The following is a 22,891-nucleotide window of genomic DNA, read 5'->3' as shown; positions in this document are numbered from 1 at the left end:
TTCAGCGCTGCGCCATGCGCGTCGGGGCGAACATGCTGCGCCCCAACCAGCGCCAGAGCCGCTGGCCGTTGCGGCCCGCGCCTTGCACCGTGAGGCTCCCGGACTGGATGGCCTGTTCGGGGTCGCTGTCACCGGTCCAGATTTCGGTGAGTGCGCGCACCGTCGAGTCGACCAGCACGCTCACGTCGTGACCCGGGTCGTCGCGGCAGAGGTCGGCCTCGTGGTGCTCCACCACGAGCCACCATTGCCGCTCGGCCGCCGGCGCATCGCTGAACCGGAAGTGAACGACGGTGCGTTCTCCGTCGGGAAACGCTTCCAGGCGCGCGAAGCGGCGAATGTCCCACATCAGGAAGCCTGCATCGAGTTGTTCGTGCCGCAGCCGGCTGCCGATCCAGCGCGCGCCCCAATGGCCGATGCCGACGACGATCGGCCGCAGTTCCTCGCCTGCGGGCGTCAGGTGGTATTCCCAGTTTTTCTCGACGCGCCGCCGCTCGACGACGCCGATCTCTTCCAGCTTGCGCAGCCGCTGCGTCAGCAGCGTGGCCGACATGCGCGGCACGCCGCGGTGAATGTCGTTGAAGCGGTGGCTGCCGCAGAGCAGCTCGCGCACCACGAGGGGTGTCCACAGCTCGCCCAATACCTCGGCGCCTCGGGCGACGGTACAGAACTGCATGTAGTCGATCATGCGGGCCAGTCTATCGGTGTGCCGCCGGCTTGCCTACTCCAGATTCTGGACTTGAGGCTGCCTGGCATCGGGCTTAACTTGAAGACCGACCGTGCAACTCGCACCGGTCTTTTCAAGGAGCACTGCCATGACCGAGACCCTCATTGCCTCCCCCGCCGCCCCGGCTGTTTTCGATGCCGAGAAGTTCCGCCAGTCCACGCGCGCGCAGTGGGAGAACGCCGCCGAAGCCTGGGACCGATGGGCGCCCTTGCTGGCCCGCTGGCTGGGCCCGGCGACCGAGGCCATGCTGGACATGGCGGCCGTCGGCCCCGGTTCGCGCGTGCTCGACGTGGCGGCGGGCGCGGGCGAACAGACCCTGGTCGCCGCGCGCCGCGTGGGCGCGAATGGCCACGTGCTGGCGACCGACATCTCCCCGGCGATCCTGCGCCACGCGAAATCGGCGGCCGAGCAGGCCGGCCTGTCGAACGTGGACACCCTGGAACTCGATGGTGAGCGCCACGACGTTTTGCCTCGCGCCTCTTTCGACGCGGCGGTCTCGCGCGTCGGTCTGATCTACTTCCCCGACCAGCAACGCGCGCTCGCCGGCATCCGCCATGCCTTGAAGCCGGGCGGGCGGTTCGCCGCGGTGGTGTATTCCACCGCCGAGCGCAACCCTTTCTTCGCCGTGCCGGTCGGCATCATCCGGCGCCGCGCGCAGCTGCCGCCGCCCCTGCCAGGGCAACCGGGCCCGTTCTCCCTGGGCGCTGAGGGCGTGCTGGCGAAGACGCTGGAGCAGGCGGGTTTTCGGGACGTGGAGGTGCGCAGGGTCGATTCCCCCGTGCACCTTCCCACGGCCGCCGAGTGCGTGCGGTTCGAGCGCGAGTCCTTCGGGGCCCTGCACCAGATGCTGGCGGGCCTGAGCGAGGACGAACGCGCCGACACGTGGACGGAGATCGAGCAGGCCCTGGCCCGCTTCGAAACCGAGGCGGGTGGTTTCGTGGGCCCTTGCGAGATGCTGGTGGGGGCGGGCACGCGCTGATCCGGGGGGCACCAAACGGCCCATTCGCTTCGGGCCGGTGTGCGACAGAACGGCAATGAGCGCGGCGGAAGATGGTGGCAAACCCACAACCCCACGAGGTCATGCCATGTCTTCCGTCCCGTTCTCCCCCGTCCGCCGCCGCCTGCTGCAAGGCTCCGGCGCCATCGCCGCCACGCGCTTCACCGGCCTGATGGGCGCGCTCTACGCGAGCAACGCGCGCGCCGCCACCGGCAAGCAGGCGGTCTCCGCCGTGTCGCCCTATGGGCCGGTCTCGCCGGTGAACGACATGACCACCGGCCTGCCGCTGCTGCAGTTGCCGGCCGGCTTCAGCTACCGCAGCCACGGCTGGACGGGCGACGCCATGAGCGACGGTTTCCCCACCCCGGGCAACCACGACGGCATGGCCGTGGTGACTTCGCGCCGCGTGGGTCGCAGCAGCGAACTGGTGCTGGTGCGCAACCACGAACGCGGCCTGGTGGCCACGCCGGGCGAGGCCATCCAGGCGCCCCATGCCTACGCCACGACCGAGGTCAACGGCATCATCACCGTGTTCTACGGCGGCCAGCCGATCCGCATCGGCGCGGGCGGCATCGTGACCAACCCCGCCGCACCCGCGCCCGCGCCCTTCGTGGGCTACCCCGCGGGCGGCACCAGCAACCTGCTGTTCCGCGACGGCCAATGGGCCGGCTCGGTGGGCTCCCTCAGCGGCACCCTGGGCAACTGCGCGGGCGGCCCCACGCCCTGGGGCACCTGGCTCACCTGCGAAGAAACCATTTACGACTTCTCGGGCATCGGCGGCAAGAAGCACGGCTACGTGTTCGAGGTGGCCGACGACGCGGCCGAGTCGATCGCCCAGCCCATCGTGGGCATGGGCCGCTTCATCCACGAGGCGGTCGCGGTGGACCCGGCCACGGGCCACGTCTACGAGACCGAAGACAACCGCAACGTGGCGACCTTCTTCCGCTACGTGCCGGACGACACCTCGGGTCAGCTCGGTAGCCTGCACCACGGCGGGCGCCTGCAGGCCGCGCGCATCAAGACCCTGGTGCGCCAGGCGCGGCCTTCGACGCTGGCCCAGGCCAACGACCAGGGCTTGCTGAACCCCGACATCGGCGACGAGTACGAGCTGGAGTGGGTCGACATCGCCGACCCGGACGCCGACCCGGTGGTCGTGGTCGGCCAGCCCGGTGGCGTGAGCATCGGCTTCGCGGCCGGCCCGACCTACCAGGCCTTGAGCCAGGGCTGCGCGCGCATGAGCCGGGGCGAAGGCATCTGGTACTCGGGCGGCAAGCTGTTCATCGTGGACACCGCCGCCGGTGTCGACGGCAACGGCCGCGTGGGCCAGGGCGAGGGCGCGGTGTGGGAGCTGACGATCTCGACCATGCGCCTGCGCGCGGTTTTCGTCAGCGGCCACCAGACCGCCGGCAACAACCCCGACAACGTGACGGTGAGCCCGCGCGGCGGCGTGGTGCTGTGCGAAGACGGCGGCGGTTCCACCGACGCCTTCGGCACCGGCTCGCGCCTGCTGGGCCTGAATCCGGCGGGCGAGGCCTACATCCTGTGCAAGAACAACCTCAGCCTGGACGCCGGCCAGATCGCCACCGCCGGCAAGACCGTGGGCGCGGCGGACTACCGGGGCTACGAGTTCTGCGGCGCCTGCTTCGACCCGACCGGCCGCATCCTGTTCGCCAACCTGCAGACGCCGGGCATCACGGTGGCCATCGTGGGCCCGTGGACCAAGGGCAACCTCTGAAGCCTGCGCGGGCGGCGTGCGCGCCGTCCTACAAAGAGGCATCGCGGCGGCTGACACGCCAGACGATCCAGGCTCCCTACGATGGGGTATCTCTACAAGGAGCACACCTCATGAACACCATCATCTACATCGTGGGCCTGGTCGTCGTCATTGGCGTCATTCTGAGTTTCTTCGGCCTGCGCTGAAGCGGTGGCGTTGCCTGACAGCGCCCCTCCTTCAGTCGACGTCGGTGGCGGTGTTGGTGTGCGACAGTGCATACAGACCGCGCACCGCGCCCATTTTTGCGCCCACGCCGGTAAGCACCGCATCGGACAGCTCCGTGCCGGCCAGGGCCTGCAGTGACGCAAGGTCGTAGCCGCAGACGATGAAGATCCAGTCGGCTGCGGGGTCCGGTCCCCCGCGAATTTTCTGCTCTGTCGTGGTCTCGATTTTGGGTGCCTGGTGGACGAGCAGGTGCCCGGCCGAGATGCCGGGGCGTGACCTGAACGCGTTGGCCTGCGTGCGCAGGTGATCGCGCAGCCGCTCGGCGGCACCTTCGCTCGGTGAAAGGCGCACCGTGAGCGCGTGGCGCGACAGCGCGCCGCCAAAGCTCTCGAGCACACGGCACTGGCTGCGCACCATGTGGCGGTGATGCGGCATCATCTTCGCGGACCAGGTGGTGGGCGCATTGAGTCGACCCAGGTAGCCAGGTGACGCCAGGGTCTCATAAGCCTCGAGTTCGTACAGCACGAAGAAGCCTTCGCCGCCATCGGCAGCGGACCAGCGCGAGCCGCGGTGGAATCCCGGTATCGCCATGCGTTCCGGGAAGTGCTCGTGCGTGTGCCAGTCCTCGAATTCGGCCCTGAAGGCGGGCGCAATGTCCCACCACATGGCCACGGCTCCTTGACCCAGCAGCGCCATGGTGTTTCCTGGCTTCGCCGTGCCCGCTGTCAGGCGGTGGCGCGCGCTTCGCGCACCAGCTCGACGAGCGCGCGCAGGCCCGCGGTGTACGAGCGCCAGCCCAGGCCCTGGATCGTTGCCTTCACCGCGGGCGAGATGATCGAGTGATGTCGCCACTGCTCGCGCGCGCCGATGTTCGACATGTGGATCTCGAGCACTGGAAATGGCATGGCCTTGATCGCGTCGTGCAGCGATACGCCGTGCTGGGTGAGTGCCGCGGGGTTGAGCAGCGCGCCGGCCGCCACATCGATGTTGTCGTGAAAGCGGTCCACCAGCACCCCTTCGTGGTTGGACTGGTGAATCTCAAGCTCGACCTCCAGTTCCACCGCGAGCGCACGCAGGCGGTCGTTGATCTCCGCGAGCGTGGTGGTGCCGTAGATATGGGGTTCGCGCCGGCCGAACAGGTTCAGGTTCGGTCCGTGCAGGACAAGGATTTTCATGGGGTTCAGAGCTTGGAGACCCGCTCCAGTTCGGCTCTGAAGAGCGTGACGACCGCGGGGTCGTACGCGGCGGAGAACTTGTCGTAGACGGGACGGACGTCGGCCCGCATGCGGGCCAGTTCGGCGGCTGGAATGTCGTTGTAGATCATGCCTTTGGCCTTGAGCTCGCCCAGCGCTTTGCCTGACACCTCTCGGCTGACGACACGTTGCCAGTTCTGGGCTTCGGTGGCGGCTTCCTGAAGAATCTTCTGCTCCACCGGCGAGAGGCGGTCCCAGAAACGTTTGCTGATCTGGATGGGGTTGGTCGCGTAGACGTGGTTGGTGCCGCTCACGTACTTCTGCACTTCGTAGAACTTGCTCGACTCGATGACCGCGAAGGGATTCTCCTGCCCGTCGACCGCTTTGCTGTCGAGCGCGCCATACAGTTCGGCAAACGGCATCGGCAGGGGGTTGGCCTTGAATGTCCTGAAGGTTTCCAGGAACACCGGGTTGGGGATCACGCGCAGCTTCAGGCCTTCCAGATCAGCGCCCTTGGTGATGGGCCGCTTGCTGTTGGTGACGTTGCGGAACCCCAGATCGAAGAAGCCCAGCACCACCAGGCCCTTTTCCGGCAGTTTGGCGCTGAGCATCTTGCCCAGCGGGCCGTCCACCAGCGCATCGGCCTGCCGCTCATTGGCGAACAGGAAGGGGAAGTCCAGCAGGCCAAATTCCTTGACGATGCCATTGAGCGAGGTGGTCGATGCCACCAGCATCTCCTGCACGCCGCCTTGCAGGGCTGCTTGCTGCTGCAGCTCGTTGCCGAGCTGGGACGACGCGAACTCCTGCACCTTGATCTTTCCGCCGGTCTTGGCGGCGACGATCTCGGCGAACTTGCGCACGCCCAGGCTGGTGGGATGGCCCGCATTGTTCAGATGGCCAAACTTGATGGTGCGTTCCTGGATGTCCTGCGCAGCCGCCCCGCTGGCCAGGCCCAACGAAAGAGCGGCGGCCAGCGCGGCCAGCGATACCTTGATTTTCACGTGTGCTCTCCTTGAAAGGGCGTCAGAATCGAATTTGACAGTGTCGATGGGAATGTTATTCCATTTGGAATCGTATTCCATTTTTGGCATGTGTTGCAATAGTGGAATCCATGGCCATCAACCTCGACCGATCCCTCGCCGCCCTTGAATACCTCGCGGCGCGCCCCGAAGGCCAGCCTCTGGCCTCGATTGCGGACGACCTGAACATCCCGCGCAGCGCATGCCACCGCATGCTCAGCGACCTTGTGCGTTGCGGCTGGGTGCGCCAGATGCGCGAGCACGGCGACTACGCGCTCACCACCAAGCTCGCCGCACTGGGTCTCAACTACCTGAGCGGGTCCGGCATCGTCGACATCGCGCAGCCGCTGATCGACCGCATGGCCGAGATCTCGGGCGAGCTTGTGCGCCTGGCCATCGTTGACGGCGAACGCCTGACCTTCGTTGCCAAGGCGCAGGGCGCCAAGGCGGGCCTGCGCTACGACCCGGACACGGGCACCGATGTGCGCCTGTCGTGCAGCTCGGCAGGCCATGCATGGCTGGCCACCCTGCCCGAGAACCAGGCGCTGGAGATCGTGGCGCGCCAGGGCTTTGGCAGCCGTGAACAGTTCGGGCCCAAGGCGCCCAACACTGTGAAGGCGCTCGCGAAAATCCTTGAGGACACGCGCCGTCGCGGCTACAGCACGATCAATGAAATGTTCGCGCCCGGCATGAGTGCCATGGCGGCTGCGATCCAGCGCCCGGGCGAAGCCGCCATCGGCGTGATCACGATCGCAGGCCCGCTGATCCGCTTGACGGAATCGCGCATGCAGGAACTCGGGCCGGCGCTGATGGCGATCTCTGCCGAGCTGGCGTTGGCCAGCACCTCTTCGCCCATCTTCGAGCGCTACCGCGTCCGCGAGACCGAGGCCAGTTGAGTCCCGTCGGGTGTGCCCGGCCTGCCGCGCCTGCTACCGTGTGGGCATTCGCCACCCTTCCGGAAAGCCCACCATGCGCCAGTTCCTCGCTCCTTGCCTCCTGCTGTTCGCCGCCGCGGCTACCACCGCCACCCATGCCGAAGAGATCGGCTCGGTGGACACGGTGTTCAAGTTCATCGGGCCCGACCACAAGATCGTGGTCGAGGCCTACGACGACCCCGGCGTGATGGGTGTCACCTGCTACATCTCGCGCGCCAAGACGGGCGGCCTCAAAGGCGCCTTCGGCCTGGCCGAGGACAAGTCCGAGGCGTCCATCGCCTGCCGGCAGGTGGGCCCGATCGCCATCGCCAAGCCCATCAAGGAACAGGAAGAGATCTTCAGCGAGCGCACCAGCCTGATCTTCAAGCGGCTGCGCATCGTGCGCATGGTGGACGCCAAGCGGCATTCGCTGGTCTACCTCACGTACTCCGACCGCGTGATCGAAGGCTCGCCGCAGAACTCGGTGGCGGTGGTGGCGGTGGACCGCGCCACGCCGATGCCGGTGAAGTGAAGGGCGTTATCCTGTTCGGCCCTTGACCGATCGCCTTTCATGACATCCGATACCCAAGAACCCATTCACGAAGCCCGCGTCTGGAGCGACGAACACTGGACCGCCCGCGTCATCAAGAACGACGACGATGACGGCTGGGCCGTCGCCATGTACCTGGACAACGGGGCCGAACCGGCGCTGGTCGGCCCCTGGACCATGGGCCGCGACAAGAAGAACCCCAAGCCGCTGGACACCGCGGCCTTCAACACCCTGGTGAAGACCGCGAAAGAGGTGATCCGCCGCTCCGAGCAGCAGCGGCACGCGGAGCTGAACAAGAACGTGACCGTGGCGGTGGACGGGCAGCGCATCCGCGTCGCCCTGGCCATCGTGCCCGACGAGGAGGGCGCCACCGCCACGCTGCGCGCGCTCGACGAGTTCGACGCCGAGCTGGCCTGCGTGCCCGTGCCGCCCACCTTCAAGCTGAACGTGGACAGCGCGCAGGCCTGGATCGCCGCCGGTTTCGAGAGGCCCGCGCGATGATTGACGGCCTGGTCGCCGGGCGCCTGATGGGCGAGGCCTCCCGCCGCGTGGACAAGGCCGGGCGCGGCTACATCGTGGCCCGCGTGCTGGCCCGCAACCGGGCGGACGAGGAATTCATCGTCAACGTGATCGCTTTCGACGAGGCGGTGGGCCAGGCGCTGGTGGCGCTGCGCGACGGCGAGTCGCTCAGCCTCTCGGGCGGGCTCACGCCCAAGGTCTGGACGGACAAGCAGGGCATCGTTCGCCCCAGCCTGGACATGGTGGCCACCCACGTGCTGTCGGCGCACCAGCCCGGCGCCGGGGCTTGACCCCGCTTGCCCCAAGGGCGCGCGCCTCTGCGAAAATCGCCCGGATGAACGCGACCAACACCACCGAACTCATGAACACCCTGGGGCTGCAGGCCAAGGCGGCCTCGGCGCTCATGGCCAAGGCCAGCGCGGCCACCAAGCTGGCGGCCCTGCGCGGCCTGGCCGCGCTGCTGCGCGCCAACGTGGACGCGCTGCAGGTGGACAACGCGAAGGACCTGGAGCGCGCCCGCGCCAATGGCCTGAGCGAACCCATGGTGGACCGGCTCAAGCTCACGCCCAAGGTCATCGAGACCTGCGCCCAGGGCTGCGAGCAGCTCGCGGCCATGCCCGACATCATTGGCGACATCAGCGGCATGAAGCAGATGCCCAGCGGCATCCGCGTGGGCCAGATGCGCGTGCCCATCGGCGTGTTCGGCATGGTCTACGAGAGCCGGCCCAACGTGACGATCGAGGCTGCCTCGCTGTCGATCAAGAGCGGCAACGCGGCCATCCTGCGCGGCGGCTCCGAGGCCATCGAATCCAACCGCGCCCTGGCCGCGCTGGTGCAGCGCGCGCTGACGGACGCCGGCCTGCCGGCCGACGCGGTGCAACTGGTGCCGACAACGGACCGCGCCGCCGTGGGCCAGCTCATCACCATGCCGCAGTACGTGGACGTGATCATCCCGCGCGGTGGCAAGGGGCTGATCGAGCGCATCAGCGCCGAGGCCAAGGTGCCGGTCATCAAGCACCTGGACGGCAACTGCCACACCTACGTGGACGAGCCCTGCGACATCGCGCTGGCGGTGAAGGTGACCGACAACGCCAAGACGCAGAAGTACAGCCCCTGCAACGCCACCGAAAGCCTGCTGGTGGCGCGCGGCGTGGCCGCCGACTTCCTGCCGAAGATCGGCGCCATCTTCGCCGCCAAGGGCGTGGAGATGCGGGCCTGCGCCGAGAGCCGGGCGATCCTGGCGGCGGTGCCGGGCGCGAACCTGAAGGAGGCGACCGAGGCCGACTGGTCGGAGGAATACCTCGCCCCGGTCATCAGCATCAAGCTGGTGGCGGGCGTGGACGAGGCCATCGCCCACATCAACCGCTACAGCAGCCACCACACCGACGCCATCATCACCACCGACCACGTGCACGCCCAGCGTTTCCTGCGCGAAGTGGATTCGGCTAGCGTCATGGTGAATGCGAGCACCCGCTTCGCCGACGGTTTCGAGTTCGGCCTGGGCGCCGAAATCGGCATTTCCACCGACAAGTTCCATGCCCGTGGCCCGGTGGGCGTGGAGGGCCTGACCTCGCTCAAGTACGTGGTGCTGGGCGAGGGCGAAGTGCGGGGCTGACGCCCTGAAAGACCGGCCGTGAAACGCCCGGTGCGCCTGCTGGCATTCCTGGCCCTGGCGCATGCGGGTGGGGCCGTGGCGGGCGAAGCGGTGCAGAACTGGTTCAACGACCCGTTCTTCCAGATCTCGGCCGCCGTGCCCGATTGCCCCCGGCCGGCGGGGCCGTTCATCACCGAGCGCGAGCGGCTGGCCCAGACGCACCGGCGCGCCGAGAAGGGCACGACCTGCTGGCTCGCGAAAGCCTGTGATCGCCCCAACGCCTTCGCCTACGACCAGGACATCGCCACCGCCTTTCGGCAGGCCCTGAAACGGCGCCCCGCGTTCACCGCCGCCAGCACGCTCTGGGTGACGGTGCAGGGGCGTGTGGTGTACATCGAGGGCTGTGCCCGGCGCCAGGCCGTGGCGGCGCAGGCCGAGGCCTTTGCGCGGGCGTTGCCGCACGTGCAGCAGGCCAGCGCGATCATCCGCCACGACCCCTCGGCGCGCCCGCCCTACCGGACCGCCGCCGACCGCCCCTGAGGGCGTTCACCAGGAGTGAAGAGACCATGTGCCGCAACATCAAGACCCTGTTCAATTTCGAGCCGCCCGCGACCGAGCTGGAGATCCGCGACGCCTCGCTGCAGTTCGTGCGCAAGCTCAGCGGCTTCAACGTGCCGTCGCAGGCCAACGAAGCGGCGTTCGACCGCGCGGTGGAGCAGGTGGCCGCGACGGCGCGCGAACTCATGGCCTCGCTGCGCACCACGGCCGCGCCGCGCAACCGCGAGGTGGAGGCGGCCAGGGCGAAGGCGCGCTCGCTGGCGCGTTTTGGACCAGGCTGATTTGATAATTAATTAGAACTTTTCGTCTAAAATAATCAACTTGTTTAACAAAAATTGAGTAAAAAAGATGAAGATTTTCTTCGCGGCCACGCTTGCGGCCCTGACAACGGCATGTGCTTCCTTGCCCATGCCTCTGGCCGAGGGGGCCCCCAAAGTTGATCCCTCGAAACCGCTGTATCTGATGTCGGTGCGCGTGAACAATGAACACAAGCCGAGGTGGAAGCCAGATGTGCTTGGTGTTCTTCTGGATGCGCGTGGAGGCGTGGCAAAACCTGAGCAGGTGGCCTTTCGGATGGACGGCAAGGGCCGTGTCGTCTCACCTGCAGAAGACGGAAGCGTGACCTACCTATTGCGTTTCACGGTCGATAGTGCGGCGTACACCCTTCGTGGCCTCAACGCCATGAGCGCTGCGTTTCCCGTACTGGGCACTTATTTCGTGCCTTTGCACTCCGAACTGCCCTTGGCAACCGCCGGCGCTCACTACCTTGGGGCGGTCAATGCGGTGATTCGCGAACGACGGGACAACGAATTCCGTGCAGGCCCTGTTATCCCATTGATTGATCAGGCGATTGCGGGGGCTTCGACCGGGACTTTCGATATTGAAATCACGGACGCCTACGAGAGAGATGTGGCTCTTTTCAAAAAGACCTTTACCGCTTTGGACGGAGTGGAAATCCAGAAGGCTGTATTGCCGCCTTGGAGCCGGAATGATGCCCAGACCTATTGGGAAAAAAACTGAGCCTCAGCGCCGCCCCGGCCAGTCCGTCCCGCCTTCCCCTTCGAACACCGCGCGCAGCAGGTTGCCGGCCTGGGAGGCCAGGGTCAGCAGGCCCCAGATGAGCAGCCAGGGGCTGGCGCGGGTCGGGCGCATGCCGCTGTCCCACCAGTAGGCGAAGCCGCCGGCCAGGGCGAACAGGGCGCCCAGCAGCAGGAACACCCCCATCAGCAGCACCCGCAGGCCGGTGCTCTCGGGTGGCCGCCACACGCTGAACCAGGCGGCCAGGGCGGTCATCAGGGCGAAAATCGTCATCGGAACCCTCCCTCGGGCCGTTGTGGGGCCGCTTCCAGGCGCTGGAACCGGCTTGAAATTGGCGTCATGCGCCCCCATTACACTGGTTGCCTCCCCAGCCGCCAATACCCCTCCCCCTATGGTCCCGCACCTCGTCACCGCCCTGACCGGCCCCATCAACGAGCTCGAGCAGCGCATCCTCGAGTCCACCCCGGTGATCGAGCGCTGGTTCCGCCTCGAGTGGATGGAGCACACGCCGCCGTTCTACACCTCGGTGGACGTGCGCAACGCGGGGTTCAAGCTGGCGCCGGTGGACACGAACCTGTATCCCGGCGGCTGGAACCACCTCACGCCCGAGATGCTGCCGCTGGCGGTGCAGGCCGCGATGGCGGCGATCGAGAAGATCTGCCCCGAGGCCAAGAACCTGCTGCTGGTGCCCGAGAGCACCACCGACACCTTCTACCTGAGCAACCTGGCGCAGCTGCAGCGCATTTTCTACATGGCCGGGCTCAATGTGCGCCTGGGCTCGCTCTCCAACGACATCAAGGCCCCCACCACCATGGAGCTGCCCGGCGGCGACAAGGTGGTGCTGGAGCCGCTGCTGCGCAGCAAGCGCCGCCTGGGCCTGAAGAACTTCGACCCCTGCACCATTCTGCTCAACAACGACCTGAGCGCGGGCGTGCCGGGCATCCTGGAAGACCTGCACGAGCAGTACCTGCTGCCACCGTTGCACGGCGGCTGGGGCACGCGGCGCAAGAGCCACCACTTCAAGGCCTATGAAGAGGTGTCCAAGCGCTTCGGCAAGCTGCTGGGCATGGACCACTGGCTGATCAACCCGATGTTCAACCAGTGCGGGCAGGTGGATTTCAACGAGGACGCCGGGCTGGAATGCCTGCGCAGCAACACCGACGCGCTGCTGGGCAAGATCCGCCGCAAGTACAAGGAATACGGCATCAACGAAAAGCCGTTCGTGGTGGTCAAGGCCGACAACGGCACGGGCGGCATGGGCATCCTGACGGTGCGCGACGCCAAGGACATCGACAACCTCTCGGCCAAGACCAAGGCCCGCATGGCCGTGGGCCAGGCCGGCCAGGAGGTGCACGAGGTCATCATCCAGGAAGGCGTGCTGACCAACGAGCGCATCAACAGCGCGGTGGCCGAGCCCGTGGTCTACATGATGGACCGCTACGTGGTCGGCGGCTTCTACCGCGTGCACGCCGACCGCGGCGTGGACGAGAACCTCAACGCGCCCGGCTCCAGCTACGTGCCGCTGGCTTTCGAGCAGAGCGCGCAGCTGCCGCAGCCCGGCCAGAAGCCCGGCGCGAGCGTGCCCAACCGCTTCTACATGTACGGCGTGATCGGCCGCCTGGCCATGCTGGCGGCGAGCTACGAGCTGGAAGCCACCGACCCGGACGCCGAAGTCTACGAGTGAGTTGCTGCGGCGCAACATTCGGCGCGGGCGCCGCCGTTTAGAGCGCTGAGCCGGCAGACAAGGCCCTGCCGGCGGGCGCACAATCGCGTTCCCTCGACAACCGAACCCCGTGCCAACAGGCCGGGGTTGTTTTGTGTCCGCTTCCAAATCGTCACTGGCTGCGCTCACCCTCGGCGCCATCGGCGTGGTGTACGGCGACATCGGCACCAGCGTGCTGTACGCCGTCAAGGAGGTCTTCGGCTCCGGCCACGTGCCTTTCACCCACGCCAACGTCTACGGCATCCTGTCCATCCTGTTCTGGACGCTGACGGTCATCGTCTCCCTCAAGTACGTGGTGCTGGTGCTGCGCGCCGACAACAACGGCGAAGGCGGCCTGATCGCGATGCTCGCGCTGGCCTCCATGGCGGTGAAGGAGCGGCCCGCCCTGCGCCAGACGCTGCTGGCCATCGGCATCTTCGGCACCGCGCTGTTCTATGGCGACGGCGTCATCACGCCGGCGATCTCGGTGCTCTCGGCCGTTGAGGGCCTGGAGGTGATCTCGCCGCACTTCAAGCACTACGTGGTGCCCATCACCCTGCTGGTGCTGTTCGCGCTGTTCGCGGTGCAGAAGCGCGGCACCAGCGGCATCGGCCGCTTCTTCGGCCCGATCACCCTGGCCTGGTTCCTCACCATCGCGGCGCTGGGCGTGTCGCAGATCGTGGGGCACCCCGAGATCCTGGGCGCGCTCAGTCCGTTGCACGCGCTGCGCTTCATGTGGGCGCAGCCCGGCACCAGCTTCATCATCCTGGGCGCGGTGGTGCTGTGCGTCACCGGCGCCGAGGCGCTCTACGCCGACCTCGGCCACTTCGGCAAACGCCCGATCCGCCTGGCCTGGTTCTCCGTCGTCATGCCATGCCTCACGCTGAACTACTTCGGCCAGGGCGCATTGCTGCTGGCCGACCCGGCGGCCGTGAAGAATCCGTTCTTCAACATGGCGCCCGAGTGGCTGCTGCTGCCGCTGGTGATCATGGCCACCATGGCCACGGTGATCGCCTCGCAGGCCCTGATCACCGGCGCCTTCAGCGTGACCAAGCAGGCGATCCAGCTCGGTTACCTGCCGCGCCTGAAGATCCAGCACACCAGCGTGAAGCACACCGGCCAGATCTACATGCCGTTCGTGAACTGGAGCCTGTTCACCGCCATCGTGCTGGCGGTGGTGATGTTCAAGTCGTCCAGCAACCTCGCGGCGGCCTATGGCATCGCGGTCACGCTGGACATGCTCATCACCACGGTGCTCACCTTCTACGTGGTGCGCTACAGCTGGAAGTACCCGCTGTGGCTGTGCGTGCTGGCCACCGGCTTCTTCTTCCTGGTGGACCTCGCCTTCTTCAGCTCCAACCTGCTCAAGCTGTTCGCCGGCGGCTGGTTCCCGCTGCTCATCGGCGGCGCGGTGTTCACGCTCATGATGACCTGGAAGCGCGGCCGCTCGCTCATGACCGAGGCGCAGCACGCCGAATCGATCGAGCTGAACAGCTTCCTCGATGCGCTGTTCATCGCACCGCCCGTGCGGGTGGAGGGCACGGCGGTGTTCCTCACGGCCGACATCGGCACCGTGCCCAACGCCATGTTGCACAACCTCAAGCACAACAAGGTGCTGCACGAGCAGAACCTGTTCGTCACCGTGCGCAGCCAGGAAGTGCCCTGGATCGGGCTGAACAAGCGGCTGGAGATCGAGCCGCTGGGGCACGACTGCTGGCAGGTGGTGGTGAACTACGGCTTCAAGAACGACCTGGACCTGCCCGAGGCGCTGTCGGCCATGCGCGGGCGCGGCTGCGACATGGGCCCGATGACCACCAGCTACTTCCTCTCGCGCGATGTGGTGGTGCCCACCATCGGCAGTGGCATGGCGCCCTGGCGCGAGAAGCTGTTCGCCCAGATGCACCACAACGCGAGCGCGGCGGCCGAGTTCCTGAACCTGCCGAGCAACGCGGTGATCGAGCTGGGCTCGAAGGTGGAGATCTAGGGGTCAGATTTTCCGGAAGGACGCCTGGTGGTCCGAGATGGTCTTGCTCAGCCGGTCCAGCCGCTTCTTCTGCACGGCCTCGGCGAGGGCCTTGTCCTGGACCTCGTTGCGCGGCACATCGGGTGGGTAGACGCCCGGTGAGCCGACGGGCGACATGGACCAGTGGTACGCCAGGGTCAGGAACGAGCCGGCATCGACGACGACACCCTCGTCGGGATCGTATCTGTAGCCGGCGTCGTCCATGATGTGCGCGACCTCCGGGTCGGTGCACGGCATGAGGCCCGCCTTCAGAAGCACCTCGGCGACTTCACTCAGCCGCCACTCGCCCACAGGCTCGCGCGATGTCGGCAGGGCCGTGCAGCCGCCGGCCTGCAGGCAGCGCAGGGTGTGGGCCGCGCAGTTGTTGGTCCAGGCACCCGCGGAGGAGGTTTCGGTCTCGCCGGGCGGCAGCATCAGGGGTTCGTGTCGGAAGCGTTGGCCCGGCACGGAGACGGTGGTCGTCAGGCCGCGGCCGAAGGCGCCTTTTTTTTCCAGCAGATGCTGGTCGGGATCGGTGCCGTAGGCGAGCGACCGGGCGTTCACATAGCTCTCGTGCGCGGTGCGATCGTTGAATTCGCGCAAGGCGGCCCAGTTGTTCAGGTGGGCGAACTGGACCATGGGCGGGCCGGAGAGGTCGTACGAATGCCGGATCGGCAACGTGGTGAGCTCACGGGCCTTGTCGCCCAGCACCCGCTGGTGAAGGTCCGTGGTGTCGTAGGTGTTGGACGGCACCCCGACGATGCCCGGCATCAGGTTGCTCACAGGGTCTTGGGCCGATACCCTGATGGACTCGTGGTGGCAGACCGATGCGCCGCCATCCGGGGCGAACGCCATCAGCGAGACGTGGGTGATGCCACCCTTGTAGGTGTCCTGGTGGTAGCAGATGGCCGCCACGCCTTGGTGCGGCTGGCACGCCCGCAGCCGCTTGCCGAGCCCGCTGAAGAAGGTGGTGCCCCAGGTCTCGTCGTGCTCGAAGACCTCGCCGAAGATCAGCCCCTTGGCCGCCAGGTCGGCGCACATCCTGTCAAAGACCTCCTTGGACAGCCCGGACGCTTCGAGGAACTGGCCGTGGAAGCGCTGGTTGTCGAGTCGTTCGGGGGCCGCCACGCCCTTGCCGGGTCGAAACTGGATGGCACCGTTGTCGTCCGCCCCGAAATGCACCTGGGCCAACGCGCCGACATCCTGGGGATAGCGGCAGTCGGCCAGTGAGGCGGCGAAACGCATCACGGCCCGGGGTGAGCCCTCCAGTCGGGCCCATGCCACCAGGACCGCCTTGACGAAATCGACGCAGTTGGGGGCGTGCCGGGGCGCTTTGCCGTCGATCAGGAATGCGCGGAGGTCTTCGGCGCTGAGCATGTCGATGGGCTTGTCACCGCGCAGGGAGTAGAGGCCGAATTCTTCACCCCCGATGACCCGCGCCAGTGCTTCGAGGTGTTGGGGGGTGAGTTCACCGACGCCCGTGGACCGAGGGGTGTTGTCGAAGCGCTGTTCTGCCCACCGGGGGAGCGCAAGCCAGGTGAGGTTCTCGTATTCGACGTCTTTCCCACCCATGTCGGTGTGGATGGTGTCGCGGCGACGCACCGGCGTGTGGTTGTCGGGCTGATGGCCGATGGACCCCGGGCGTTCGGCGTCTGCGGGCTGGCCCAGGAAGCTTTGGAGCGATGTGAATTCCGTGGCGTTCAGTCGGAAGGCGATGTGGCCGGTCTTCGACAGCGCGCCCTCGGGGTTGCGCCTCGTCTCGCTGAACAACAGCTGGGCGAATGGTTTGACGTGGACCTTGACGAATGCGCTGCCCACGCCGGGGAGGCAGGTGCCGAGGGCGTTTCTGATGATGGGGTTCATGAGGGGCTCAGGCGCTGGCCAGCGCGGTGCGGGCCTGGTTGACGCGCGCCTGCAGCCAGGCCGGCAAGGAGGGGGTGCGTTCCAGCGCGTCCAGGGGCACGTCGAAGCGGTACGCCACCTTCCCCGAGTTGGGCACGACCACAAAGCAGCCCGAGACCTCGTCATTGGCGCGGGCGTTGTACTCCAGCAGTTGAATCTCATTGCCGGGTTGATGGCCGAGGTCGACGTACACGACGAGACCCGAATCGCCTTTGGGAATCAGTCCGACGATGGTGCCGTCCACCTCGAAGTGAGGGGTCCGGGCGGTGCCCTGCCAGTTGTCCAGCTGGGTTTGCTCAAAGAGCTTGTGCATCAAGGCGGCATAGCGCATGGCGGGGTCCTGGTTGAACGGCCGGGCCGTCTCGAGCGCGACCCGTCAGGAAGTAGTGCGGGGCCTGGCGGTTCGGTTCCGTCGGCGCCCGCCGAGCAGGGTTCCGGGGCCATTGCCGGTGGCCCCCGTGCGTTGTGCCGCCGCCCGGCACAATCGCCCGATGTCTTCCACCGCGTCCCCCTCCTTTTTTCGAGACGTCAACCTCTCGGCCGCCACGGCCGGCTTCGTGGCCGTGCTGGTGGGCTTCACCAGCTCGGTGGCCATCGTCTTCCAGGCCGCGCAGGCGTTTGGCGCCACCCCCGCGCAGATCACCTCCTGGATGTGGGCGCTCGGCCTGGGCATGGGCCTGTGCTCGGCCATTCCCTCGCTGGTGCTGCGCCAGCCCGTCATGATCGCCTGGAGCACGCCGGGCGCGGCGGTGCTGGCCACGGCGGGCCTGGCCGGCGGCTTCACCATGGCCGATGCCGTGGGGGCTTTCCTCATCAGCGCCGCGCTCATCGTGCTGGTGGGCGCCACCGGCTGGTTCGAGCGCGTGATGAACAAGATTCCGATGGCGATCGCCTCGGCCCTGCTGGCCGGCGTGCTGGCGCGCTTCGGCCTGCAGGCCTTCGCCGCCGCGCAGACCGCGCTGCCGCTGGTGGTGCTGATGCTGCTGGCCTACCTGCTGGGCCGGCGCCTGCTGCCGCGTTATGCGGTGCCGCTCACGCTGGCGGTGGCCATCGCCTACGTGGTGGCGCGGGGCCAGTTCAATGGCGGCGCGGTGAGCTTTGAACTTGCCATGCCGGTGTTCACCATGCCCGTCTTCAGCCTGGCCGCGTTCACCAGCCTGGCGCTGCCGCTGTTCGTCGTCACCATGGCCTCGCAGAACCTGCCGGGCGTGGCCGCGATCCGCGCGGCGGGTTACGACATGCCGATCTCGAAGATCATCACGCTCAGTGGCGCGGCCACGCTGGTGCTCGCGCCCTTCGGCGCCTTCGCGCTCAACCTCAGCGCCATCACCGCGGCCATCTGCATGGGCCCCGAAGCGCACGCCGACCCGAAGAAGCGCTACACCGCCGCCGTGGTGTGCGGGGGCATCTACGTGCTGATCGGCCTCTTCGGCGCGGCCATCACCGGCCTGCTCATCGCCTTCCCGCGCGAGCTGGTCATGGCCATCGCCGGCATCGCGCTGCTGGGCAGCATCGGTGGCGGCCTGCACGCCGCGCTCAAGGACGACGCGCACCGCGAGGCCGCGCTCATCACCTTTCTCGTCACGCTCAGCGGTGTGGTCATCGGCGGCATCGGCTCGGCCTTCTGGGGCGTGGTCGCCGGCGCCGTCGCGCTGCTTGTGCAACAGTACGGACTCACCTCGAAAAAGCCCTGAACGAACAACGCCATGAAAAAGATCCTCGTCGTCGCCGACCCGCTCGAAGCCTTCAAGATTTACAAGGACACCACCTTCGCCATGATGCGCGAGCTGCAGCGGCGCGGCCACACGCTGGCGGCCTGCGAGCCCGAGCACCTGCAGTGGCAGAGCGGCCAGCCGGTGACGGCGCAGGTGCGCCACGTCACGCTCACCGGTGACGCCGATGCCTGGTTCACCACCACGCGCGAAGGCCGCGAGCCGTTGCACAGCTTCGATGCCGTGCTGATGCGCAAGGACCCGCCGTTCGACAGCGAGTTCTTCTACGCCACGCACCTGCTGGAGCAGGCCGAGCGCGAAGGCGCGCGCGTGTTCAACAGCCCGCGCGCGCTGCGCGACCACCCGGAAAAACTCGCGCTGATGGAGTTCGCGCGGTTCGCGCCGGCCACGCTGGTGACGCGCCGGCCCGAGGCCATCCGCGCCTTCCACGCCGAGCACAAGGACATCATCCTCAAGCCGCTCGACGGCATGGGCGGCATGGGCATCTTCCGCGTCGGGCCCGACGGCATGAACCTGGGCTCCATCATCGAGACGCTGAACCAGGGCGGCGCCACCAGCGTGATGGTGCAGCGCTACCTGCCGGAGATCGTGCTGGGCGACAAGCGCCTGCTGCTGATCGGTGGCCAGGTCGCGCCCTTCGTGCTCGCGCGCATTCCGCAGGGCAGCGAGGTGCGGGGCAACCTCGCGGCCGGCGGCAAGGGCGTGGCCCAGCCGCTGAGCGACACCGACCGCGCCGTGGCCGAGGCCATCGCCCCCACGCTGGCCGCGCGCGGCCTGCTGCTGGTGGGGCTGGACATGATCGGCGACAAGGTGACCGAGATCAACGTCACCAGCCCGACCTGCTTCCAGGAGATCCAGCAGCAGACCGGTTTCGACGTGCCCGCGATGTTCGTCGACGCGCTGGAGGCGGCGCTGGCATGAGCGACACCCCCGCGCCTTCGGCCCAGCCGCGCAACCCGCTGCACGGCCTCACGCTGGAGGCGATCCTCACCGCGCTGGTGGACCACTACGGCTGGGACGGCCTGGGCGAGCGCATCCCGGTGCGCTGTTTCAACATCGACCCGAGCATCCCGTCCAGCCTGCGCTTCCTGCGCAAGACGCCGTGGGCGCGCGAGAAGGTGGAAGGGCTGTACCTGTTCATGCTGCGCGAACAGCGCCGCGCGGGCCGGGACTGACCAGCGCCAGCAGCGCGGCGGCCAGTGGCACCACGGCCTGCGCCGAACCCAGGGTGGCCAGCGTGGCCGCGCTGAGCAACAGCCAGGCCACCGCGCCGGCGCGCAGCGCCCAAGGCAGGGCGCGCGGGTGGGCGTCGAGGCAGAGCAGCAGGCCCAGCGTCGCGATGGCCGTGGGGTCGGGCGCCAGGCCGATCACCTCGGCCTGCGACCACGGGCGGCCGAAGACCAGGGGCAGCGCGGGATGCGGCCCCACCGCCCACAGCAGCAGGCCCAGGCCGAGCCGGCGGCGGCCCGGTGAGGTGGTGGCGCGGGGCCGGCGCCAAGCGAGCGCGAGCAGGCCCAGCGCCTGCAGCGCGAAGGCGATGGCGAAGGCACTCGCGGCCCAGTTGATCGGGGTGTAGCGCCACCAGAGAAAGCTCCAGGCCACCCAGGCCCACGCGAGCGCCGCGCCGATGAGGCCCACGCGCGCGGCCTGGGCAGGGCGGCGCCACAGGCCGATCGCCAGCGCCATCGCCAACAGGCTGAAGACCCAGGGCGCCGGCCACCACGCGGCGTTCTGCAGCTCGAACAGCCGCCAGTAGGTGCGCGGCGCGAACATCAGGAAATCCGCCGGCCGGTAGGTCCACCATTCGCTCATGGCGTGGCCCTACAGCGCGGCCACGTCGCGCGCCATGCGCGCGCGCAGCGCCGCGTCGGGCAGGAGGCCGCGCGCCGCGCCCATGTTCTGCCGCAGGTGCGCGACCTGGCTGGTGGCGGGGATCGCGCAAGTCACGCCCGGGTGCGAGACCACGAACTTCAGCGCCACCTGCGCCCAGCCGTCGCAGCCGATCTCCGCCGCCCAACCCGGCAGCTTGTGGCGCGCGAGGTCGCGCAGCAGCGCGCCCTCGCGGAAGGGCCGGTTCGCGAGCACCGCGATGCCGCGCTCCTGCGCCAGCGGCAGCAGGCGCTGCTCGGCCTCCCGGTCGAGCAGGTTGAGGCTGAGCTGCACGAAGTCGATCGGCTGGGTGCGCATGGCGCGTTCGAGTTCGGTGTGCCGCCGGCCTTCGGAGGTGGTGATGCCCACGTAGCGCAGGCGGCCTTGCGCCTTCATCTCGAACAGGCGCGGCAGGTGGCCTTCCCAGCCCAGCAGGTTGTGCACCTGCATGAGGTCGAAGCGCGGCACGCCCCAGAAGGCCCGCGAGGCCTCCATCTGCGCGGCACCGCGCGCCGCGTCGCCCACCCACACCTTCTCGGCCGAGAACAGCGCGGCCGGGTGCCGGAGTTTCGCCAGCGCGTGGCCGATGGTGGGTTGCGAGGAGCCGTACATGGGCGAGCTGTCGATCAGCCGCCCACCGGCCTCGAAGAAGGCGCGCACCACCTCGGCACAGGCGTCGCGCGCCTGCGGGTCGTTGCCCACGTTGAAGGTGATCCAGCTGCCCAGGCCGACGACGGGCAGGGCCTCGCCGCTGGCCGGGATGCGGCGCGTGAGCAGGCCCGGTGCCGCCGGGTTGGCGGCCCAGGCCGGCCAGGCCGCGGCCAGCGGTGCGCCGAGCGCGGCGCCCAGCCACTGGCGGCGGTTGCCGCGGAACGGCGGAGGAAACATGGTGGCCTCCCGTTGGGGCGTGAAAGCCGGTGGGACGTGGCGCGCCGCCGGGAAGTTCCGGCCCGCGCGGCTTACTTCAGCAAGGGCGAGCGCAGGATGATCTGCACGGTGGCGAAGAAGTGTTCTTCCAGCGCCTTGAGCGCGGCGGGCTCGTCGCGCGCGAGCACCGCGTCCACCAGGCGCTTGTGTTCGGCCTTCACGTCGCGGTGGTGGTCGGTGTCCAGCGGCACCGAGAGCAGGCGGTAGCGCTCGCTTTGCGCGTAGAGCAGTTCGCGCATGCGCAGCAGCCACACGCTGGGGCAGGCGCTCACCAGCGCTTCGTGGAAGGCGCCGTGGGCCTGGTTCCAGGCCGGCGCCTTGCGCGCCTCTTCGTCCGAGGGGATGTCCTGCAGCCGCTCCATGCGGTGCGCCGCCGCGACGATGCGGATCTCCCACTCCACGTCGCCGTGCTGCATGGCCTTGCTCAGGCAGAGCGATTCCAGCTCCACACGCGTGCGCGTGAGATCCAGCAGCTCTTCCCTGCTGACCGGCGCCACGCGGTAGCCCCGGTGGGACTCGGCGACCACCATGCCCTCGGCCCCCAGGCGCGATAGGGCTTCGCGGATGGCGCCCAGGCTGACCTCGAACCGCTGTTCCAGCGCCTTGATGTTGAGTTTGGCCCCCGGCAGCAGGCGGCCCTCCAGGATTTCCGCCCGGATGAGCTGGCAGACGGTCTCGGCCTGGGTGAGTTTGGCGGCGGGGGTGGTCATGGCAGGCGAGATTGTATGAGGGAATGTACCAATGAGAAAAGAATAGATTATTTGTTGAAAGATACATCGTCGGTGATAGAGTCCCGACCCAGACACATTCACACACAGAGGAGCATTCGATGAAGTTGTTGCGTTTCCAGCGGGACGGGCATGAAGGCTGGGCGGTGCAGGACCCGGCCAGCGGGGGCTGGCATGGCGCCACCGAAGGCGCCGCCGCCTACCCGGGCGCGCTGGACGCCGCGATCCGCGCGGGCCGCCCGGCGCTGGACGCCGCCGCCGCCGCGATGCGCGCCCAGCCGGCGGTGGATCTCGCCACCGTGCGCTTCCTGGCCCCGGTGGCCGAGCCGCGCAAGATCATCTGCGTGGGCCTGAACTACCGCGACCACACCGAAGAAAGCGGCTTCGAGCAGCCGGCCTACCCCACGCTGTTCTCGCGCTTCAACACCAGTGTGGTGCCGCACGGCGCGCCGCTGGAGCACGCGGGCCTGTCGGACTCGCTGGACTTCGAAGGCGAGCTGGTGGCGGTGATCGGCACCGGCGGCTCGTGCATCCGCCACGAGGACGCGCTCTCGCACGTGCTGGCCTATTCGGTCTTCAACGACGGCAGCGTGCGCGAGTACCAGTTCAAGACGCCGCAGTGGACCATGGGCAAGAACTTCGACCGCACCGGCGCCTTCGGCCCCTGGCTGGTCACGGCCGACGAGCTGCCGCCCGGCGCGCGCGGCCTTCGGCTGGAAACGCGCCTCAACGGCCAGACCGTGCAGTCGGCCAACACCAGCGACATGGTGTTCGACGTGGCCTCGCTCATCGTGACCATCAGCGAGGCCATCACCCTGGAGCCCGGCGACCTGATCGTGGCCGGCACGCCCGCGGGCATCGGCCATGCCCGCGAGCCGCGCCTGTACATGCAGCCCGGCGACGTCTGCGAAGTCGAGATCGAGCGCATCGGCCTGCTGCGCAACCGCATCGAGGCGCGCGCGCCCGCGCCCACCCCTCACCAC

26 protein-coding genes are annotated in these 22,891 nt (G+C 68.1%); 16 read left to right on the top strand and 10 right to left on the bottom strand.

Translation table 11 applies throughout. The features are described from left to right. Window position 1: 1 nt before the first annotated feature. Window positions 2-685 carry a winged helix-turn-helix transcriptional regulator gene (locus AC3WPZ_RS21345; protein ID WP_382322230.1) on the bottom strand — a complete coding sequence of 228 codons (684 nt, stop codon included), beginning with the start codon at window positions 683-685 and terminating at the stop codon, window positions 2-4. A gap of 127 nt (window positions 686-812) precedes the next feature. Here AC3WPZ_RS21345 and AC3WPZ_RS21340 point away from each other — a divergent pair, with 127 nt between their 5' ends. Beyond that, complete coding sequence (locus AC3WPZ_RS21340) at window positions 813-1,703, top strand: class I SAM-dependent methyltransferase (RefSeq protein ID WP_492441455.1); 891 nt, start codon at window positions 813-815, stop codon at window positions 1,701-1,703. A 106-nt stretch (window positions 1,704-1,809) separates the two neighbouring features. Then, entirely contained in the window at window positions 1,810-3,456 is a 1,647-nt protein-coding gene (locus AC3WPZ_RS21335) for an alkaline phosphatase PhoX (RefSeq protein WP_492441453.1), read from the top strand. A gap of 216 nt (window positions 3,457-3,672) precedes the next feature. Here the strand turns inward: AC3WPZ_RS21335 and AC3WPZ_RS21330 are convergent, their stop codons facing one another. From AC3WPZ_RS21330 to AC3WPZ_RS21320, 3 genes are read right to left on the bottom strand one after another with little or no spacing between them, the layout of a single operon-like run. Continuing rightward, a complete protein-coding gene (locus tag AC3WPZ_RS21330; protein WP_492441451.1) occupies window positions 3,673-4,356 on the bottom strand; it encodes a hypothetical protein in 684 nt (227 codons plus the stop codon). Between the two features lie 29 nt (window positions 4,357-4,385). Then, complete coding sequence (locus AC3WPZ_RS21325; RefSeq protein WP_382153253.1) at window positions 4,386-4,835, bottom strand: type II 3-dehydroquinate dehydratase; 450 nt, start codon at window positions 4,833-4,835, stop codon at window positions 4,386-4,388. Between the two features lie 5 nt (window positions 4,836-4,840). Beyond that, entirely contained in the window at window positions 4,841-5,848 is a 1,008-nt protein-coding gene (locus tag AC3WPZ_RS21320; protein ID WP_382325765.1) for a TRAP transporter substrate-binding protein, read from the bottom strand. A gap of 116 nt (window positions 5,849-5,964) precedes the next feature. Here AC3WPZ_RS21320 and AC3WPZ_RS21315 point away from each other — a divergent pair, with 116 nt between their 5' ends. From AC3WPZ_RS21315 to AC3WPZ_RS21280, 8 genes are all read left to right on the top strand, one after another. Next, complete coding sequence (locus tag AC3WPZ_RS21315) at window positions 5,965-6,768, top strand: IclR family transcriptional regulator (RefSeq protein WP_444687659.1); 804 nt, start codon at window positions 5,965-5,967, stop codon at window positions 6,766-6,768. Window positions 6,769-6,841: 73 nt separating this feature from the next. Continuing rightward, window positions 6,842-7,318: a CreA family protein gene (locus AC3WPZ_RS21310; protein ID WP_382322226.1), complete on the top strand. Its 477-nt coding sequence runs from the start codon at window positions 6,842-6,844 to the stop codon at window positions 7,316-7,318. 39 nt (window positions 7,319-7,357) lie between these two features. Then, window positions 7,358-7,837 carry a hypothetical protein gene (locus AC3WPZ_RS21305; protein WP_382322225.1) on the top strand — a complete coding sequence of 160 codons (480 nt, stop codon included), beginning with the start codon at window positions 7,358-7,360 and terminating at the stop codon, window positions 7,835-7,837. Beyond that, window positions 7,834-8,145, top strand: a complete 312-nt coding sequence (locus AC3WPZ_RS21300) for a single-stranded DNA-binding protein (RefSeq protein ID WP_382153270.1) — start codon at window positions 7,834-7,836, stop codon at window positions 8,143-8,145. Before AC3WPZ_RS21305 ends, AC3WPZ_RS21300 begins: the two co-directional genes overlap by 4 nt. A 44-nt stretch (window positions 8,146-8,189) precedes the next feature. Further along, the gene (locus AC3WPZ_RS21295; RefSeq protein ID WP_382153272.1) at window positions 8,190-9,470 is read left to right on the top strand and encodes a glutamate-5-semialdehyde dehydrogenase; all 1,281 of its coding nucleotides are present in this window, start codon (window positions 8,190-8,192) and stop codon (window positions 9,468-9,470) included. Between the two features lie 18 nt (window positions 9,471-9,488). Beyond that, the gene (locus AC3WPZ_RS21290; protein ID WP_492441448.1) at window positions 9,489-9,989 is read left to right on the top strand and encodes a BON domain-containing protein; all 501 of its coding nucleotides are present in this window, start codon (window positions 9,489-9,491) and stop codon (window positions 9,987-9,989) included. 26 nt (window positions 9,990-10,015) lie between these two features. Then, window positions 10,016-10,288, top strand: coding sequence for a DUF2277 domain-containing protein (locus AC3WPZ_RS21285; RefSeq protein ID WP_382322222.1), 273 nt, complete (start codon window positions 10,016-10,018; stop codon window positions 10,286-10,288). A 67-nt stretch (window positions 10,289-10,355) separates the two neighbouring features. Continuing rightward, window positions 10,356-11,027: a hypothetical protein gene (locus AC3WPZ_RS21280; protein WP_382322221.1), complete on the top strand. Its 672-nt coding sequence runs from the start codon at window positions 10,356-10,358 to the stop codon at window positions 11,025-11,027. A 3-nt stretch (window positions 11,028-11,030) separates the two neighbouring features. Here the strand turns inward: AC3WPZ_RS21280 and AC3WPZ_RS21275 are convergent, their stop codons facing one another. Further along, complete coding sequence (locus AC3WPZ_RS21275) at window positions 11,031-11,318, bottom strand: hypothetical protein (RefSeq protein ID WP_382322220.1); 288 nt, start codon at window positions 11,316-11,318, stop codon at window positions 11,031-11,033. Window positions 11,319-11,436: 118 nt separating this feature from the next. On the opposite strand from AC3WPZ_RS21275, the gene gshA reads away from it, so the two are divergent. Together gshA and AC3WPZ_RS21265 are read left to right on the top strand one after the other, a co-directional pair. Next, window positions 11,437-12,729, top strand: a complete 1,293-nt coding sequence (gshA, locus tag AC3WPZ_RS21270) for a glutamate--cysteine ligase (RefSeq protein ID WP_492441445.1) — start codon at window positions 11,437-11,439, stop codon at window positions 12,727-12,729. 133 nt (window positions 12,730-12,862) lie between these two features. Further along, window positions 12,863-14,731, top strand: coding sequence for a potassium transporter Kup (locus tag AC3WPZ_RS21265; RefSeq protein WP_444687655.1), 1,869 nt, complete (start codon window positions 12,863-12,865; stop codon window positions 14,729-14,731). A 3-nt stretch (window positions 14,732-14,734) separates the two neighbouring features. Here the strand turns inward: AC3WPZ_RS21265 and AC3WPZ_RS21260 are convergent, their stop codons facing one another. Both AC3WPZ_RS21260 and AC3WPZ_RS21255 read right to left on the bottom strand, forming a co-directional pair. Then, complete coding sequence (locus AC3WPZ_RS21260; RefSeq protein WP_492441443.1) at window positions 14,735-16,612, bottom strand: hypothetical protein; 1,878 nt, start codon at window positions 16,610-16,612, stop codon at window positions 14,735-14,737. Window positions 16,613-16,619: 7 nt separating this feature from the next. Beyond that, a complete protein-coding gene (locus AC3WPZ_RS21255; protein ID WP_382153294.1) occupies window positions 16,620-16,982 on the bottom strand; it encodes a type III secretion system chaperone family protein in 363 nt (120 codons plus the stop codon). A gap of 160 nt (window positions 16,983-17,142) precedes the next feature. On the opposite strand from AC3WPZ_RS21255, the gene AC3WPZ_RS21250 reads away from it, so the two are divergent. Genes AC3WPZ_RS21250 through AC3WPZ_RS21240 form a run of 3 tightly spaced genes read left to right on the top strand, consistent with a single transcriptional unit; the run spans window position 17,143 to window position 19,559 of the window. After that, window positions 17,143-18,345, top strand: coding sequence for a benzoate/H(+) symporter BenE family transporter (locus AC3WPZ_RS21250; protein ID WP_382153297.1), 1,203 nt, complete (start codon window positions 17,143-17,145; stop codon window positions 18,343-18,345). A gap of 12 nt (window positions 18,346-18,357) precedes the next feature. Continuing rightward, window positions 18,358-19,305 carry a glutathione synthase gene (gene gshB / locus AC3WPZ_RS21245; RefSeq protein ID WP_382322217.1) on the top strand — a complete coding sequence of 316 codons (948 nt, stop codon included), beginning with the start codon at window positions 18,358-18,360 and terminating at the stop codon, window positions 19,303-19,305. Beyond that, window positions 19,302-19,559, top strand: a complete 258-nt coding sequence (locus AC3WPZ_RS21240) for a VF530 family protein (RefSeq protein ID WP_382153304.1) — start codon at window positions 19,302-19,304, stop codon at window positions 19,557-19,559. Before gshB ends, AC3WPZ_RS21240 begins: the two co-directional genes overlap by 4 nt. Here the strand turns inward: AC3WPZ_RS21240 and AC3WPZ_RS21235 are convergent. The 3 genes from AC3WPZ_RS21235 to AC3WPZ_RS21225 all read right to left on the bottom strand — a co-directional run bounded on the left by AC3WPZ_RS21235 (window position 19,522) and on the right by AC3WPZ_RS21225 (window position 21,890). Further along, entirely contained in the window at window positions 19,522-20,196 is a 675-nt protein-coding gene (locus AC3WPZ_RS21235) for a DUF6064 family protein (protein ID WP_492441441.1), read from the bottom strand. The two genes, AC3WPZ_RS21240 and AC3WPZ_RS21235, sit on opposite strands and share 38 nt — an antisense overlap. Window positions 20,197-20,205: 9 nt before the next feature. Beyond that, window positions 20,206-21,141 carry an aldo/keto reductase gene (locus tag AC3WPZ_RS21230; protein WP_444687651.1) on the bottom strand — a complete coding sequence of 312 codons (936 nt, stop codon included), beginning with the start codon at window positions 21,139-21,141 and terminating at the stop codon, window positions 20,206-20,208. 71 nt (window positions 21,142-21,212) lie between these two features. Next, window positions 21,213-21,890: a GntR family transcriptional regulator gene (locus AC3WPZ_RS21225; RefSeq protein WP_382322214.1), complete on the bottom strand. Its 678-nt coding sequence runs from the start codon at window positions 21,888-21,890 to the stop codon at window positions 21,213-21,215. Window positions 21,891-22,009: 119 nt separating this feature from the next. On the opposite strand from AC3WPZ_RS21225, the gene AC3WPZ_RS21220 reads away from it, so the two are divergent. Beyond that, window positions 22,010-22,891, top strand: an 882-nt coding sequence (locus tag AC3WPZ_RS21220) for a fumarylacetoacetate hydrolase family protein (protein WP_492441439.1), incomplete at its 3' end; no start/stop codon positions are given.

The sequence above is a fragment of the Hydrogenophaga sp. FW305-3-2-15-A-LB1 genome (assembly GCF_058787875.1).
This window is presented reverse-complemented; position numbering and strand designations above follow the sequence as displayed.

What these genes read in the sequence shown, in the direction of transcription:
- AC3WPZ_RS21280 (WP_382322221.1), top strand. Translation starts at nt 10,356, where the DNA reads ATGAAGATTTTCTTCGCGGCCACGCTTGCGGCCCTGACAACGGCATGT.
- AC3WPZ_RS21255 (WP_382153294.1), bottom strand. Translation starts at nt 16,982, where the DNA reads ATGCGCTATGCCGCCTTGATGCACAAGCTCTTTGAGCAAACCCAGCTG.
- AC3WPZ_RS21225 (WP_382322214.1), bottom strand. Translation starts at nt 21,890, where the DNA reads ATGACCACCCCCGCCGCCAAACTCACCCAGGCCGAGACCGTCTGCCAG.
- AC3WPZ_RS21310 (WP_382322226.1), top strand. Translation starts at nt 6,842, where the DNA reads ATGCGCCAGTTCCTCGCTCCTTGCCTCCTGCTGTTCGCCGCCGCGGCT.
- AC3WPZ_RS21260 (WP_492441443.1), bottom strand. Translation starts at nt 16,612, where the DNA reads ATGAACCCCATCATCAGAAACGCCCTCGGCACCTGCCTCCCCGGCGTG.
- AC3WPZ_RS21250 (WP_382153297.1), top strand. Translation starts at nt 17,143, where the DNA reads ATGTCTTCCACCGCGTCCCCCTCCTTTTTTCGAGACGTCAACCTCTCG.
- AC3WPZ_RS21240 (WP_382153304.1), top strand. Translation starts at nt 19,302, where the DNA reads ATGAGCGACACCCCCGCGCCTTCGGCCCAGCCGCGCAACCCGCTGCAC.
- gshA (WP_492441445.1), top strand. Translation starts at nt 11,437, where the DNA reads ATGGTCCCGCACCTCGTCACCGCCCTGACCGGCCCCATCAACGAGCTC.
- AC3WPZ_RS21300 (WP_382153270.1), top strand. Translation starts at nt 7,834, where the DNA reads ATGATTGACGGCCTGGTCGCCGGGCGCCTGATGGGCGAGGCCTCCCGC.
- AC3WPZ_RS21285 (WP_382322222.1), top strand. Translation starts at nt 10,016, where the DNA reads ATGTGCCGCAACATCAAGACCCTGTTCAATTTCGAGCCGCCCGCGACC.
- AC3WPZ_RS21325 (WP_382153253.1), bottom strand. Translation starts at nt 4,835, where the DNA reads ATGAAAATCCTTGTCCTGCACGGACCGAACCTGAACCTGTTCGGCCGG.
- AC3WPZ_RS21305 (WP_382322225.1), top strand. Translation starts at nt 7,358, where the DNA reads ATGACATCCGATACCCAAGAACCCATTCACGAAGCCCGCGTCTGGAGC.
- AC3WPZ_RS21345 (WP_382322230.1), bottom strand. Translation starts at nt 685, where the DNA reads ATGATCGACTACATGCAGTTCTGTACCGTCGCCCGAGGCGCCGAGGTA.
- AC3WPZ_RS21335 (WP_492441453.1), top strand. Translation starts at nt 1,810, where the DNA reads ATGTCTTCCGTCCCGTTCTCCCCCGTCCGCCGCCGCCTGCTGCAAGGC.
- gshB (WP_382322217.1), top strand. Translation starts at nt 18,358, where the DNA reads ATGAAAAAGATCCTCGTCGTCGCCGACCCGCTCGAAGCCTTCAAGATT.
- AC3WPZ_RS21275 (WP_382322220.1), bottom strand. Translation starts at nt 11,318, where the DNA reads ATGACGATTTTCGCCCTGATGACCGCCCTGGCCGCCTGGTTCAGCGTG.
- AC3WPZ_RS21330 (WP_492441451.1), bottom strand. Translation starts at nt 4,356, where the DNA reads ATGGCGCTGCTGGGTCAAGGAGCCGTGGCCATGTGGTGGGACATTGCG.
- AC3WPZ_RS21295 (WP_382153272.1), top strand. Translation starts at nt 8,190, where the DNA reads ATGAACGCGACCAACACCACCGAACTCATGAACACCCTGGGGCTGCAG.
- AC3WPZ_RS21340 (WP_492441455.1), top strand. Translation starts at nt 813, where the DNA reads ATGACCGAGACCCTCATTGCCTCCCCCGCCGCCCCGGCTGTTTTCGAT.
- AC3WPZ_RS21315 (WP_444687659.1), top strand. Translation starts at nt 5,965, where the DNA reads ATGGCCATCAACCTCGACCGATCCCTCGCCGCCCTTGAATACCTCGCG.
- AC3WPZ_RS21235 (WP_492441441.1), bottom strand. Translation starts at nt 20,196, where the DNA reads ATGAGCGAATGGTGGACCTACCGGCCGGCGGATTTCCTGATGTTCGCG.
- AC3WPZ_RS21230 (WP_444687651.1), bottom strand. Translation starts at nt 21,141, where the DNA reads ATGTTTCCTCCGCCGTTCCGCGGCAACCGCCGCCAGTGGCTGGGCGCC.